The sequence below is a fragment of the Ensifer oleiphilus genome (assembly GCF_013371465.1).
In the GTDB taxonomy this organism is placed as follows: Bacteria; Pseudomonadota; Alphaproteobacteria; order Rhizobiales; family Rhizobiaceae; genus Ensifer; species Ensifer oleiphilus.
Genome location: NZ_JABWDU010000007.1, coordinates 316,271 through 329,666, shown reverse-complemented (window position 1 = coordinate 329,666; position 13,396 = coordinate 316,271). Strand labels below are relative to the sequence as shown.

At 62.7% G+C, this 13,396-nt stretch carries 11 protein-coding genes; 2 read left to right on the top strand and 9 right to left on the bottom strand.

The features are described from left to right. The first annotated feature begins 578 nt into the window (after positions 1-578). The gene (locus HT585_RS24635; RefSeq protein WP_176355407.1) at positions 579-1,565 is read left to right on the top strand and encodes a LacI family DNA-binding transcriptional regulator; all 987 of its coding nucleotides are present in this window, start codon (positions 579-581) and stop codon (positions 1,563-1,565) included. Between the two features lie 12 nt (positions 1,566-1,577). Here HT585_RS24635 and HT585_RS24630 read toward each other — a convergent pair whose 3' ends face one another. The 7 genes from HT585_RS24630 to oiaX form a co-directional block, all read right to left on the bottom strand. Then, positions 1,578-3,221, bottom strand: a complete 1,644-nt coding sequence (locus tag HT585_RS24630) for a Na/Pi cotransporter family protein (protein WP_176355406.1) — start codon at positions 3,219-3,221, stop codon at positions 1,578-1,580. Between the two features lie 54 nt (positions 3,222-3,275). Next, positions 3,276-3,572: a MurR/RpiR family transcriptional regulator gene (locus HT585_RS24625; protein WP_176355405.1), complete on the bottom strand. Its 297-nt coding sequence runs from the start codon at positions 3,570-3,572 to the stop codon at positions 3,276-3,278. Continuing rightward, a complete protein-coding gene (locus HT585_RS24620) occupies positions 3,569-5,290 on the bottom strand; it encodes a metallophosphoesterase family protein (RefSeq protein WP_176355404.1) in 1,722 nt (573 codons plus the stop codon). The genes HT585_RS24625 and HT585_RS24620 overlap by 4 nt, the downstream gene beginning before the upstream one ends. Further along, on the bottom strand, positions 5,290-5,901 hold the full coding sequence (locus tag HT585_RS24615; RefSeq protein ID WP_176355403.1) for a dual specificity protein phosphatase family protein: 612 nt from the start codon (positions 5,899-5,901) through the stop codon (positions 5,290-5,292). The genes HT585_RS24620 and HT585_RS24615 overlap by 1 nt, the downstream gene beginning before the upstream one ends. A 78-nt stretch (positions 5,902-5,979) precedes the next feature. Then, entirely contained in the window at positions 5,980-6,822 is an 843-nt protein-coding gene (locus HT585_RS24610) for an inositol monophosphatase family protein (RefSeq protein WP_425513784.1), read from the bottom strand. Positions 6,823-6,924: 102 nt separating this feature from the next. Beyond that, positions 6,925-8,259, bottom strand: coding sequence for a four-carbon acid sugar kinase family protein (locus HT585_RS24605; RefSeq protein WP_176355402.1), 1,335 nt, complete (start codon positions 8,257-8,259; stop codon positions 6,925-6,927). A gap of 28 nt (positions 8,260-8,287) precedes the next feature. After that, positions 8,288-9,544: a 3-oxo-isoapionate-4-phosphate decarboxylase OiaX gene (gene oiaX / locus HT585_RS24600; protein WP_176355401.1), complete on the bottom strand. Its 1,257-nt coding sequence runs from the start codon at positions 9,542-9,544 to the stop codon at positions 8,288-8,290. A 169-nt stretch (positions 9,545-9,713) separates the two neighbouring features. Between oiaX and HT585_RS24595 the strand changes: the two genes are divergently transcribed. Further along, complete coding sequence (locus HT585_RS24595; RefSeq protein WP_176355400.1) at positions 9,714-10,445, top strand: transcriptional regulator NanR; 732 nt, start codon at positions 9,714-9,716, stop codon at positions 10,443-10,445. Here HT585_RS24595 and apnL read toward each other — a convergent pair. Next, positions 10,442-12,364 (bottom strand): D-apionate lactonase, encoded by a 1,923-nt coding sequence (gene apnL, locus HT585_RS24590; RefSeq protein ID WP_176355399.1) that lies wholly within the window; start codon positions 12,362-12,364, stop codon positions 10,442-10,444. The two genes, HT585_RS24595 and apnL, sit on opposite strands and share 4 nt — an antisense overlap. Then, positions 12,361-13,395, bottom strand: a complete 1,035-nt coding sequence (locus tag HT585_RS24585; protein ID WP_176355398.1) for a Gfo/Idh/MocA family protein — start codon at positions 13,393-13,395, stop codon at positions 12,361-12,363. Before HT585_RS24585 ends, apnL begins: the two co-directional genes overlap by 4 nt. Position 13,396 lies beyond the last annotated feature (1 nt).

Genomic DNA, 13,396 nt, shown 5'->3' with positions numbered 1-13,396 from the left:
ATGTGCCGGGCGCCTCGCGGCCGAGCCAACATGCGAACGGGGAGAACAGGCAAAGCCGCACGAGCACCCGCCCCGCTCTATTTCGAGCCGGGCAACCTGCCGCGAGAACGCGATGCGTCGTCATCGATCCAATCCTCCCTGTCCGCGATCGACCCCGTTCAACGGCCCTGTTTAGGACCGGGTCCGACGGCAGCCGGCTACTCCTCAGAAGCCGGCGCCATCATCACGAACATAGACGGAACAAAAATTCCATTTCTTTGCCGCCTATGGAATGCATGATCCATTGAGAGGCTTCGCTTGTCAACAAAAAAATGCACACGTGCGCAATGATTTATCGTATTGTTTTTATTATATATTTTTTCGTCGCGTTACGACGTTGTTCGAACACGTGATCACTGCCGCGCGACCGCCAGCCGAGGATGCACCAGCGACAGGCGGAACGTCGAAGCAAACAGCAGGATTTCCGGCGAGCGTGGCGCGCTCGGCGGACAGCACCAACCGAGCCCAATGATACTTTTTCGTTGGAATGAACCGGCTTTTGTGGCCCAGATGACCCAAACTGATTCTTGAGGAAAACCATGGCACGAGGGTTCGTCACGGCGGAGGAAGTCGCAAAGCGCGCGGGTGTTTCCCGCTCGGCCGTCTCGCGAACATTCACTCCGGGAGCCAGCGTTTCCCAGGCCGTCCGACGCAAGGTGCTGAAAGCGGCGCGCGAGCTCGGTTATCGGGTCAACCGCCTGGCGCAGGGGTTGAACAACGACCGCTCGAACCTGATCGGCGTCGTCGGCACCAATCTCAGTGCACCCTTCATTTCCAAGCAGCTCGACCTCTTGAGCATCGGCCTGCTCCGGCGCGGGCTGCAGTGCCTGCTGCTCAATGCCGCCGATGCGCGCAAGGATATCGCGCCGCTGATCGAGCTTCTGTTCGAATTTCGCGCCCAGGCAATCGTCGTGCTTTCCGGCGAACCCCCGTCCTCGATCGTCGACGAGTGTATCGCCAACGGCGTGCGGCTGATCCTGGTCAATCAACGGCTAGACCGAACCGACACAAACATGGTGCTGAGCGACGATTCGCACGGAGCGGATCTTGCCGCGCTCAGGCTGATTGCCGCCAAATGCCAGAAGGTTGCTGTCGTCTCCAGCGCCAGCCAGACGCCGGCCCAGGTTCGCCGGGCAACGGCGTTCACGCAGCGGATGCAAGCCTCAGGCGTCGACGTGGTCGCCTGGTCGGACGGGCCGACCGGCTACGAAAGCGGCTATCAGGCCGGTTGCGATCTCCTGCGCGACAAGAAGATCGACGGGGCTTTTTGCGTCACCGACCTTCTGGCGCTGGGGTTCCTCGATGCCGCGCGCATCGAAATGCACCGACGCGTGCCCGAGGACGTCTCGGTCATCGGCTTCGACGACATCCCGCAATCTGGCTGGAAGAGCTATGAGCTGACGACCATCGTCCAATCCTTGTCGACCTTGACCGACAACGTGCTGACAGCGCTTGAAACCGACGAACCGGCAACCCGGCTTCAGGTGGTTCCCGTCTCGATGATCGAGCGCAAGACGGTTCGCTAGGGATTGTCGAAGTCACCCGGCCTGGCGGATGCGGCTTTCGATCAAGAGGCCACTATCGTCGAGGATCGGGTGCGCGACCGACGCGATATGGGCGTTGATGCGCTTGAGGTCGCGCAGCATATCGAGATGCAGCGAGCTGGTTTCGATGCTTTCCGCCCTTCCGTCACGCAGGCGCTGCAGGTGCCGCTCAGCCGATTGCCGTTCGAGACGGCGCACGTCTTCCTTCACTTCCACTAGTCGCCGCGCGAGGGCCGCATCGCGGGTAGCAAACACCGTCTGCGCCATGCGCAGATTGTTCAGCGTGATCGCGAAGAGCCGCGTCAGCTCCTCATGGCCATCGCGCGAAAACCTCAGGCCGCGCGAAATCTTCTTGGCAAGTTCGGCCAGCAGGCCTCTTTCGATGATATCGCCGATGTGTTCGAGATTGATGGCATAGTCGACGACATCCATCGCCCGCCGACGGTTATCTTCTCCGATATCAGCCTGGCCGAGGCGTGAGACATAGACCTTGATCTGATGCTGCAGCCGGTCGACCCGGCCTTCGAGCGTGCTGATGCCCGCCAGTTTCGAGGGGTCAGCATGCTGCAGTGCGTCCCCCGCCTGCATCAGCATGCTTTCGATCAAATCGCCGACGGCCAGTACCTCGCGGCTCGCGCCGGCGAGCGCTGCGACCGGCGTCGAGAGCTTGTCCTCGTCGAGATAGCTCGGCGCGTCCGGCATTTGCTTGGGCTCCGGCAACAGCCGAGCGGTCAGCGCTGCGAGCGGTCGCGACAGCGGCCAGGCAAGCATCGCCAGCACCAGATTGAAGATGAGATGGGCATCGACAGGCAGTTTGTCATGCGACAACGGCAGAATATCGAGCAGCTGCGCGGAGTAGCCGGCAAGCGGCAGGGCAACAAGGCAGCCGACGGCACGCACGATGAGATTGCCGATCGTCACGCGTCTCGCGCTGATCGGCGCCCGCAGCGTCGCCAGGACCGGCGGCACCGCACCGCCGAGATTGGCACCGAGCACCAGAACGATGATGAGCCCGGTGGAAATGCCACCCGTCGCCGCAAGCGACAGGATGAGGACGACGATGGCAAGGCTTGAGGACGCCAGGACCGCGAGCATGGCGGAGAAGATGAGGGCGACCGGCCAGGCATTGTCCAGCATCGCCAGAAAGGCCGAAAGCGCTGCGGAGGCGCGCAACGGTTCCGTCGCGAGGCCGATCAGGTGCAGCGATAACAGCATCAGCCCCACGCCGACCACGGCGGCACCCCCGCCCTTTCGCGCATTCGAGGTTCCGCGCGACAGGATGACGCCAGCCAGAATGAGAAGCGGCGAGAGCCAGCCGATGCCGAGCGACACGATCCACGCCGTCATCGCGGTTCCGACATTGGCGCCCAGAAGCACGATCTGCGCCATGCGCGGCGCAACGAGATTGCGTTCCGCGAAGGATGCGATCATCAGTGCCGTCGCGGTCGAGCTCTGCAGCGCGATCGTCGCAACCAGTCCGGCAAGAAAGGACCGCACGCTGTCACGTGTACCTGCGGCCAATCCGGTCTTCAGCCTGGCGCCGAAGGCGCGCTGCACGCCATTCTTGACCTCCGACAGCCCGAACAGCAGCAGCGCCACGGCGCCGAAGAGATTGATGCTGACGATGGTCGATTCCATGAACGCACTCCAGTCGGACGATCTTTCAGGCCCTATGCCGCGCCAGGTGCAGCTTCACTGCCTGCGGCGTCGCAATTCCTCGCGGAACAACTGTTGGAAGGCCGCGTATTTCTCGAAGCCGAGATCGGAGATTAGCCGCATGACCGTTGTGGTGGAGACGCCGGCTCGCTCAGCCACTTCCCGGGCGCTGGCAAAGGCGATGTCATAGGGATGGGACAGGGCGAACTTGGCGACCTCAAGCCGCCCGCCTTTGAGCCGGCGGGCACCGAGGCGAAAGGCCTCCTTCAACTCCGGGACGCTTGCCGGCGGCTTCAACCGCCAACCGGGCAATTCAAACGACTGCTCGTTCATGAACAAACAACCTCCTTCGCGTCTCGCTGCAAGATGATCTCGATCCGCCGCGCACCGTTTTCCGCTCGGTCGAGAAAGGCGGCAAACGCACCCAGGAAGATCGACAGGAAACCGGCGACGGAATCGTCCCATCCTGTTTCCGGCTCCCGACCGAACCGCTCGGCAAGGGCGCGGTAAAGCCTGAGTCGTTGCGGCGCTATTGCAGGTAAGGCCAGATGTGCCGCCTGGCGCAGGCAATACCAGTCGGCGATAACATCGATCATGCGGCAGGCCGCGACTTGTTCGCTCGACATTCCGCACGTTTTTGCAAGCGCGTGCACGGCATGCGCGGCCGCGTCGGCATCAATAAGGTCCGCGCAGATAGCTGCAAGAGTTGCTTTCGAGACGCGGCTGACCACATCCTGCGGCCACTCCTTGGGGAAATAGCGGTGGTGAACCAATGCCAGCTTATGAGCCCGCAGGAAGGCACCGTAATCCTCGGCGCCAAAAGCGACGTCGCCCGCTTCCGCGAGCCGCTCCGTTTCGCGGCGATAGGCCTGCGCCAGCCGCGGATCCAGCGCCGCTGCCTGCAGTTCGACGGTATCAACGACGATGCCGTTGTTCACCGGTTGAACGATTTTGAATGCCGGCGGATAAGCGACCAGCGAAGGCACCGCCACATTGGTGAGCTGACGCTCGCGACGACCCCGTCGCGTTACGCCCTCGACATGAAGATGACCGCTGAAATGCACCGCGAGCCCGGCGCCAATCAGGGCATCGGTGACGGCGTCACGCGGAGTGCGGCGGGCGATATTGGTTTCTCCGAAAAGCACGCGCTCGGCCCCGGTCGCGCCATCGAAAGGATCGAGCGCCGGGTAGTGCGAGAAGGCAAGCACTGTCTTGTCCAGTGCCTTTGCCCGCGCGCAGACATCGGCAATCCACGAGACGATGAAGGGTTTCAGGCGCAGCATGGCGTTCCAGCCGGCCGCGGTGCTGTCGACGAAAGCCGCCTCTTCGCCGCTTTCGAACGTGCCGTCGCGCGGCTCGAACACATTGGCGTCAATCATCAACAGCCAGATGCCCGGCTCCGGCTCGACCAGATAGGAGGCATCCATCAATGAATAGCGGTTGCTTCCATCCGGCGAGACCACGTCGTAACGCCGGCTTTCGACATCGTCGGAAAGGCCGAACGGCGTCTCCCAATGAAGATAGTCGGGCTTGCGGAAATAACCGTAGGCAGCCATCGGGCCAAGACCCGAAGGATATCCCTCGCAATACATGCGCGGGGTCACGATCACGCCCTCGGCGCGAGACGCCGGATCGCTCGTCACCCAGACGCTGGCACCATCCTGATCCAGGAATTCCTTGGTGTGGTTGCGCCCCGATGGCCCAAAGATGTCGTGATTGCCGGGGAGAGCGTAAAAGGCGGTGCCGTACTCGCTCGCATGCCGATCGAGGATGCGGCGCAGGCTCGCGGTCGTCTGCCGCTGGCCGTCGTCGGTGTAATCCCCGAGCAGCACGACATGTCGGATGCCGCGCTGCCGCACCTCGTCCAGTGCCACGGAAAGCGCCTTGGCGCTCTCGTTGAAGACACGGGTTGACTGCCGCGTTTCTACCCAGCTGCGAACCATCATCCGCTGGCCGTCAATGGTCATACCAGGGAAATCGAAGTCGCCTTCAAGATCGTGGAAATGCGCGTCAGCGATGACGGCGATGCTGGGCTGGCTGCGCTTCAACATCAGTCCTGCCCGGATGCCTTGCCGGCGATCATGTCGATCCATTCAGAGGCGCGGCGTGCCGCGTTGTAAAGCATCGGCTTCGGCGTTTCGAACCATTCGTCGGGACGCAATTCGCGATGTTCGCGAATATGTGCAACGGCAGCATCGAGCGTCGGAAACAGCTCCGGTTGCTGCTTGTGCAGGAACAGCGCCACCAGCGACACCGACCGGCTGCGTCCGCCGCGGCAATTGACCAGCACATTGCCGCCATCGGCAAAGGGATAGGTTTCGCGCTTCGGCATCGCCTGCCGCAAAGCGCCATCCAGGATGTAGTAGGCGCCGAGCATCATCGTATCAGGGCTGCCTTCGCCGTCGATCAGGCCGAGCTTGTAGTAACGAATGTCGGCATAACCGCTGGGCCGCAATTCGCCACCGCCGTCCGCGTCCGTCTCACGCACCCAGTTGATATCGAGATTGATCGCGCAGTTAACAACGATCGAGATGCCGTGCCGCCTGAGCAGATCGAGATCGCGGGCACCGTCGCTGCCGCCGATATAGAGGTCTGATTTGTGGGGACCCAAGCCCTTGGCGATCAAACTGATCGCCGGGCGCGAATAAACAGGTGCATCCATGCCGTTTCCTTTCGAGGTCGGGCGATGCCGAAAGGCATGCGGCCCATAAATCTCACTTTCGACTTCTGACGCAGACGCTCACGCCAGCCGCAACTCGGCAACAGGCGCGTCAGCCGACGCGATCGGGATCCGCGACGCCTGGCTGATGCCGCCGGCAATCCCGGGAGCGGATGCGAGAACCGGGCCGCCATGGCGAAGACTGCCGATTTCCATGAAGGGGCAGACATCGCCGCCGGCCTCGGCAACCAGCAGCAATCCGGCCACGCAATCCCAGGAATTCATGTGCAGTTCGATATAGGCATCCGAACGACCGTCGGCGACGTAGGCAAGCGCCAGCGCTCCGGAGCCAGCCCTGCGGACATTGGCGCCAAGCGCCAAGAGATCGCGGATGGTTTCGAGATAGATTTCGTTGGATACACGGCCGGACCAGCCCATCTCCACCGACGCCGTCTCGAAAGCCGTGGTCGCCGAGACTGCAATCGGCTGGCCGTTGCGGGTCGCGCCTGCGCCGCGCTCAGCGAAATAGAGTTCGTCGAGCGCGGGGTTGTAGATGGCGCCGATCTCCGCCAGGCCATTTTCGATGTAGGCGATCGAAATGCAGAAATGCGGGATGCTGCGGGCGAAGTTGGCCGTGCCGTCGACGGGATCGACCACCCAGAGACGATTGCTGATCGAGCCCCCGCCTTCCTCTCCGAAGAAGCCGTCATCAGGAAAGTGCTCGGCAATCGCTTTACGAATGTGCGCCTCAGATGCCGCATCCGTCTCGGTCAGAAAGTCCTGTGGGCCCTTCATCGAGAACCCGCTGCTCGCGCTGTCTTCGAAGCCGCGCAGCACAAGCGCACCGGCCGACAGGATGACATCGCGGCAGAGCCTTGCCCGCCCCTGCAGATCGTTCGGATAGAATGGTCGTTCCAGGTTCATACGGGCATGGCTCCTTTGCACACGCGAGCATCTTTGCACACGCGTTCATTGGTGGCAAGCCCTTCCCTGCGTCAATCGCAGGCATGCTGAACGGGACGCCGCCTAGGCGGCCCGGCCGTCGCGGATCATCGAGAAATAATCGTCCTGGCCGATCTGCCCGCCCTTGAGCGAGATTTCGAGGCCATCGACAGCAGGATCGGCGCTGTGCGCTATGCAAAGCGGCGAACCGGGAGATTGCGGCAGCGGCAACCGCAGCGTCAAAGCTTCGACCGAAAGCTTGCCGAGCGCGTGGCTGGACGTGTCACCGCCTGCGATGACGGCGCGACGAAGGCCCGCACGCGTGATCAGCTGCTGCAGCAGAGCTCCCAATCGCTCCCCAAGCCGGTGGCGGGAGCCATCCTCCAGCGAGAAGGCGGCGCCTCGATCGGCCGCGGGCCCGAGAGCCGTGTAGAATATAACGCTGCGACCGGATGCAAGGGCCTGCAAGCCCCGTGCGACGGCGGCCTCCAGTGCCGCAGCTCCATCCACGGCCGCAAAATCCACCGCATCGAGCGCGATCCCTTCGAAACCGTTGTCGACCGCATGACGGATCTGCCGCTCGGTCGTCGGCGATACGCTGCCGGATACGACCGCAATCTGATCGACGCGCCCGACCTCAGAGAAGGCGGGTGCCGCGCGCAGCAGGCCAAGGCGTTGCCATTCCCTCACCAGCGCATACTCCACTCCCGACGATCCGCAGACGAACTGCCCAGACGGCGCCTTCAGGCGCCAGAGTTGCCGCCCGACGACCGCCTGGGTCTCTTCATCGGCCACATCGAGCAGAACGATATCGTCACCGGCTGCAAAAACCCTGTCGCTCGTCGCATCCGCATCGGCCGCCTTGAGTGCCGCAAGGTCGACAAGTCCGCAGCCAAGTGCGGTCTGGGACGCGAGGTGGAGGCGAACATCCGCCTCACTCATCGGCGTTACCGGGTGCCGGCTCATGACGGGATGGCGATCGATCCGGTAGGTCTCGCCACGATAGGCGGCAAACAGATTGCCGAATGCGGTGTAGCGGCGGATCTGCGGCGCACCGACGACGAGCGGCACCGGCGCCGCCCCGAAGATGTCGCGACCGATTTCGATCGCCCTGCCGATGCTGCCGAGCTGCGGGCTGGAATCGAAGGTCGAGCACACCTTGTAATGCGTGATTGCCGCACCGAGCGATTTCAGCCAGGAAAAGGCGGGAGCGAGATTGTCGTCCATCCAGCCCGGTGTCTGGCTGCGGCTTGTGCCAGCAAGGCCGAAGGCACGGCAATGCGAAAAGCGATCAAGGAGCGAAACATCCGGGATCTTCAGGAACAGCGCCGTGTCGACGCCCTGAGACGCAAGCGCCTCCATGACATCGGTCGAACCGGTCAGATCATCGCCGTAAAAGCTGAGCAAAGGTGTCTGCATGGAGGGTCTCGCTGCGAATTGCGTTCGGTCAGGCGCCCTTGCCGTCGGCGAACTTTTCAAGGGACTGGGCAAGCTCAATGTGGTCGCGGGCATAATCGGCCAAAGAGATGCCGGCAACGGCCGCTTCCCAGGCCTGACGAACCGCCCGGACGCCGGCACCGGCACCGCCGGGGTGGCTGACGATACCGCCGCCGCAGAGATAGAGAAGGTCGGTCGATCCGCCTGTCCGCCTATAGGTGTCGGGGGCCTGACCACCCCATTGCCCGGAGCCGACCACCGGCAGCGGGCAGTCGTCCGGCGCAAACAGCGGCGTGCTGACGGCCTCGAACGATTTCACAAAACTGTCGTCCGGCTCCCAGTATTTGACGCGGATGCCGTTGATCTGGAACTGATCGACACCGAGCAGGCGCCAGAACTGCTGCCACACGGAAAATTCCATTCCAAGTCCCCCGTGGCGGGTCAGGATATCCCAGCCATTGCGGTGGGCATGCAGGACGAGCTTGGACCGTTTGCGCAGGAAAGCGACGCCGCCCATGCCGATGGAGTTGATATTGACGACGGCAGCGTTGCCACCGGCAGCAGCGACCAGATCGTGGTTGCGCATCATCTCGTCGGGATCAGCGTGGGAGATGCCGAAGGCGTACACCACCTTCTTGCCGGTCTTCTGCTCGTGGTCGAGGATTTTCGGCATGATCGCCGCAACCCGGTCCTTCAGCGGCGAGTAGGCCGGGCTCATCAGCTTTTCATCATCCTTGATGAAATCGACCCCTGAAGACAAAAGTTCGCCCACCAGCTCCGCCGTCTCCTTCGGCCGCAGCCCGAGAGCCGGCTTGACGATCGTGCCGATGATCGGCCGCCCCTCGACACCGGTCAGCCGCCGGCTGCCGGCAACACCGAATTGCGGCCCGGGATGGGCGGCCGCGAACTCCTGCGGCAGCTTCATGTCGACGACACGGATGCCGGTCATACCCTTGATCGAATAGACACCACCAATGGCAATCGTCATCAGCGCCGAAAGGTCCGTGCCGACGGCGTCGAGCGGAAAGCTGACATCGACATCCGCCCGGTTGAAGCGCTTCACCTCCCCGGCTTCCTCAGGCAGGGATGGCCGCTCTGTCGGCTCAAGATGCCGGATGGCGACCACGCGCGCAGCAACGCGCGCTTTCAGTTCCTCGGTTTCTCCGGGGACGGCGACGAAGGTACCGGTCGACTGGTCGCTGGCGATCTTTTCGGCGAGCGCCTCAACGTTCCCAGCGCTCTCTATCCGGTAGGTCATGCGTATCACGGGCGGTTCGCTCTTCGGTTCGAAAGGGGTGGCTCTTGTTCTCAAACTGGTATAATGAGTACCTCAGTTGCGCAAGAAGAATCTCTGAACGGGCGCCACCATGCGAACCATTCCTTATCCGCAGGAATCGTGCATATAGGACACACGCTCAGGCACCGGTGGAGTTCACATGATCAGCCAGCCAGAACCCATTGTTCGCAGAAAACTCTCCGACGAGGTTTTCGCCCGCTTGAAGACCTTGATCGAAAGCGGCGAGTTGCAGCCGGGCGACGAAATGCCGTCGGAACGGATGCTCATGGAGCGGTTTCAGGTCGGCCGACCGGCAATCCGCGAAGCAATGCAGGCACTTGCGAATATGGGCCTTGTCGAGATCTCGCACGGCGAGCGCGCCAAGGTGCTCAAGCTCACGCCGAAGTCGCTCTTTCGCCAGATGGACGTTGCGGCCAAGATCATGCTGTCGGGCTCTTCAGATTCGCTCGAGCATCTGAAAAGTGCACGCATCTTCTTCGAGCGCGGCATGGTGCGCGAAGCCGCGAGCCGCGCGACAGCGGCAGATGTCGCCGCACTGAAGGACACGCTTATCCGCCAACGCGATGCGCTTGGCGATTCCGAAACGTTCATCGCCGCCGACATGGCCTTCCACAGCTGCATCGCGCAGATTTCCGGCAACCCCATCTATACCGCCGTCAGCGAAGCGATGCTGGGCTGGCTGAAGGAATACCACACCGAAATGCTGATCTGGACCGGTCGTGAGAACCACACGCTCGCCGAGCACGAAGAGATCATCGACTGCATCAGCCGCGGCAATCCTGACGATGCCGAACAGGCGATGATCAAGCACCTGGAGCGCTCCCGTGCGCTCTACACCCTTAAGGGCAAGGCCGAAGGCGCCAACGGCTAGCGAGGAAATTCGATGCGGGCAACGGCATAGGCCGGCAACCGGACGCATTCTTCGCGAAGGTCGAGGGCCTTCGGTTCACCGGCACACTCTCGCATCCAGTTTTCGTCGATTAGCGTAAGCATTGACTTACGAACATTGCCGAGAGACACAACCTGCATCTCTACACTGATGTTCGCCAGGAGCACCGTTCTGCCGCCATCGGTGACGGCGCCGACACCGACAAGCGTATCTGGAGCGCTGGTTTCGACCGACACGCATGTGTGGCCCGACAATTCCGCCAGCCACTTCAGCACGTGAAAGAGCGGACGTTTTCCGCCCTCCGCCACCGGCTCGCCGGCGGCGGCAATCAGACCGAACGGACCGCAGAGCGTCGAAAGCGTCAGCACCTCTAGTCCGGCCTCGGCCACCGTCGCGGCGTAGGCAAGCGTCCATGCGGCGCCGAAGAGGGCGTTGTGTCGCGGGTCTCTGTTTGCCATGGCAATCCGCCGGCCCAGCGGATTGTCCTTCGTGGCGCTGCCATAGGGGTTCTGCCGCATCGCGATCGTCGATGGCCCGATGCGATAGGGCCTGTCTCCATAGATCGCGCGAACCGAACGCGTCACATGACGCAAGGCTTCGAACGTCTGCATGACACTCAGATCGTCTGCGGCATGGACGATCGGATTGGTGCAATGGGTAAGATAGGATAATGGCGCGGGCGGCACCCGTTTGCGATTGAGCTCGGTGAAGTAGCTGAACATGCCGCCGCCAAGCGGCAATCCGGGAAACGCACGCTGCGCTGCAGCATAGACAGCTTCGAGCGGCGGGCAATCCGGCCAGGCGCTACCGGGCGGCGTCGATTGACGGTCGACGGAAGGCGACACGGCAATGCTCGACAGAGTGAGGCCGGCCGTTTCGACGTCGGCCGCGATCGCCTTCAGCTCCTCGTCGAGCGGCTGCCGGCAAGCAAGGAAACACTCAAGGGTCACCTTGGCGCCGCTTGCTTGCGCAACTCTACGGAAACCTGAAAGCGCCTCCACGCCATGACCGGCGCCCGTATCGAAATGGCAGACCAGGTGCCGGGCGCCAAGCTCGGTGACGAGACCCGCATGACGCAGCTCCTCGGTCAGATTCTCCGGGCGCAGGCCAAGGCCGATCTCAGGAAGTGTCCGACTGATGTCTGCGAGAGAAATCTCGATCGCTTTGCCCGGCCGTCCATCCGCGGCGGCCGACGGAGCGGACTGTGCGATCGTCAGCCGGACCGACTGACAAAGTGTTTCTCCCGCCTTCAGCATATAGGGCCAAGGCAGTGCCAGTGGGCGCACATAGGTCTTGTAGGAGCCATCCGTCCAATTGCGCTGGTCTTCCATTTCGAAGACATCGCCGGTCATCCGGCACTCGGCCATGACGCCGGGCATGGCCTCATGGGTGATGGCCGAAATATTCTTGAACGGCTGCCATGGCTCGATGAAATCGGGAAAAACGGCGTGTTCGACCGTGCCGTCGCCATGCTCCACCGCAACAGGTCTCCCGGCGACGCCCACGACCGGATGAAGCACGACGAACCCAGCGCGCGCCGTCTCAAACGCGCGATCGGGTGTGAAGTCAGCGGCAAAACTGACGGATTGTGGGTCAAGTGCGATCGTCGCATCGCAGCGGAGAATGGCCCCGTCCGGTGCTACGAACCGGGCGGTGTAGCGGACGGTCGCACGATCGGCCACTTCCTCGATTTGCACGCCGTCCAGCGCCGCTTCGCAGGTGCCCCAATCGCGATCGCGAACAAGAAACGAAATGCCGCGCAGAACCTCCCGTCCGGCAAACCGGATCGCGCGCAGATTGCCGCCGACCAGATCGACGCTCAACTGCCCCGCTTGCAGACGCTGCACGGTGGGTTCGCTTTCGTCGGAACCGAACAGGAGGAACGCGCGCGATAGCGTCATCCGAGGAATTCCGAGAGCGGCACGGTGCGATTTTCCGCCGCGCTCAGATACGACGCCTCGACCAGCGCAAAGGTCTGCAGGTTGTCGCGACCGGATGTGTCGGGTTCGCGCCTTTCGCGCAGACACTCGACCCAATGGCGCTGGATAAGCCCGACGCTTTCCTGAATGTTGTGCCATGGCTTGGAGGCCCATGGCAGAAGGCGTGGCTGCACGTCGCTCACCTCCGTGCCATCGGGCGAATGAACGGACAGACGGTAGCTCTGCGACAGGCGAAGCGTGCCCTTGCTGCCATCGACTTCAAGCAAGGTTTCCGGGAAAGGCTCGACCGGCAGCCGCGTTGCATAGCTGCAATCGACGATGGACGTGATCCCAGCCTCGTGATCGAGCATCATCGTTGCGACGTCCTCGCCGGCAATCGCAGGATTGACCCGTCGCGTGCGCGCCGTCACCGCTGTCGCGTCACCGAAGAGGAAACGGGCGATATCCAGGGCGTGAATGCCGAGATCCTCGATGATGAACCGTTTGCCGGTGGCCAGATAAGGTTGGCCGGAGAAGACGTCATAGGCAGAGCGGAAACTGACGCGTCCCCAGAAGACCTCGCCAATCGCGCCGCTTTCGATTGCGGCCTTCGCTGCCCGGATCGGCGATTGCCAGCGGAAGTTCTCATGTATCATGAAGGCGACGCCGGCCCGGTCACAGGCCGCGACCATCGCGACAGCGTCTTCCATCGTCGGTGCGAACGGCTTCTGGCAGATCGTCGCTACGCCGCTCGCCGCCGCCATCTCCACCAGGGGGCGATGGCTGGCAACCGTCGTCGCGATATCGACGAAATCGAACCCGCCATCGGCAAACAGCGCTTCTGCCGAGCTGTAGCGTCGCTCGATGCCGAACGTGTCGCCGACGATCTGCAGCCGCGCCGGGTCACGGTCGCAGATCGCGACGATGCGCACGCCCGCCGCGTCATTCCAGCCGTGCATCTGGTTGACCGCGAAGAAGCCGCAACCGATCAGGGCACCTTTCAATTCCGTCATC

Excerpts from the sequence above, each read along its gene's own strand:
- HT585_RS24635 (WP_176355407.1), top strand. The coding sequence starts at position 579 with ATGGCACGAGGGTTCGTCACGGCGGAGGAAGTCGCAAAGCGCGCGGGT.
- HT585_RS24630 (WP_176355406.1), bottom strand. The coding sequence starts at position 3,221 with ATGGAATCGACCATCGTCAGCATCAATCTCTTCGGCGCCGTGGCGCTG.
- HT585_RS24625 (WP_176355405.1), bottom strand. The coding sequence starts at position 3,572 with ATGAACGAGCAGTCGTTTGAATTGCCCGGTTGGCGGTTGAAGCCGCCG.
- HT585_RS24620 (WP_176355404.1), bottom strand. The coding sequence starts at position 5,290 with ATGTTGAAGCGCAGCCAGCCCAGCATCGCCGTCATCGCTGACGCGCAT.
- HT585_RS24615 (WP_176355403.1), bottom strand. The coding sequence starts at position 5,901 with ATGGATGCACCTGTTTATTCGCGCCCGGCGATCAGTTTGATCGCCAAG.
- HT585_RS24610 (WP_425513784.1), bottom strand. The coding sequence starts at position 6,822 with ATGAACCTGGAACGACCATTCTATCCGAACGATCTGCAGGGGCGGGCA.
- HT585_RS24605 (WP_176355402.1), bottom strand. The coding sequence starts at position 8,259 with ATGCAGACACCTTTGCTCAGCTTTTACGGCGATGATCTGACCGGTTCG.
- HT585_RS24595 (WP_176355400.1), top strand. The coding sequence starts at position 9,714 with ATGATCAGCCAGCCAGAACCCATTGTTCGCAGAAAACTCTCCGACGAG.
- apnL (WP_176355399.1), bottom strand. The coding sequence starts at position 12,364 with ATGACGCTATCGCGCGCGTTCCTCCTGTTCGGTTCCGACGAAAGCGAA.
- HT585_RS24585 (WP_176355398.1), bottom strand. The coding sequence starts at position 13,395 with ATGACGGAATTGAAAGGTGCCCTGATCGGTTGCGGCTTCTTCGCGGTC.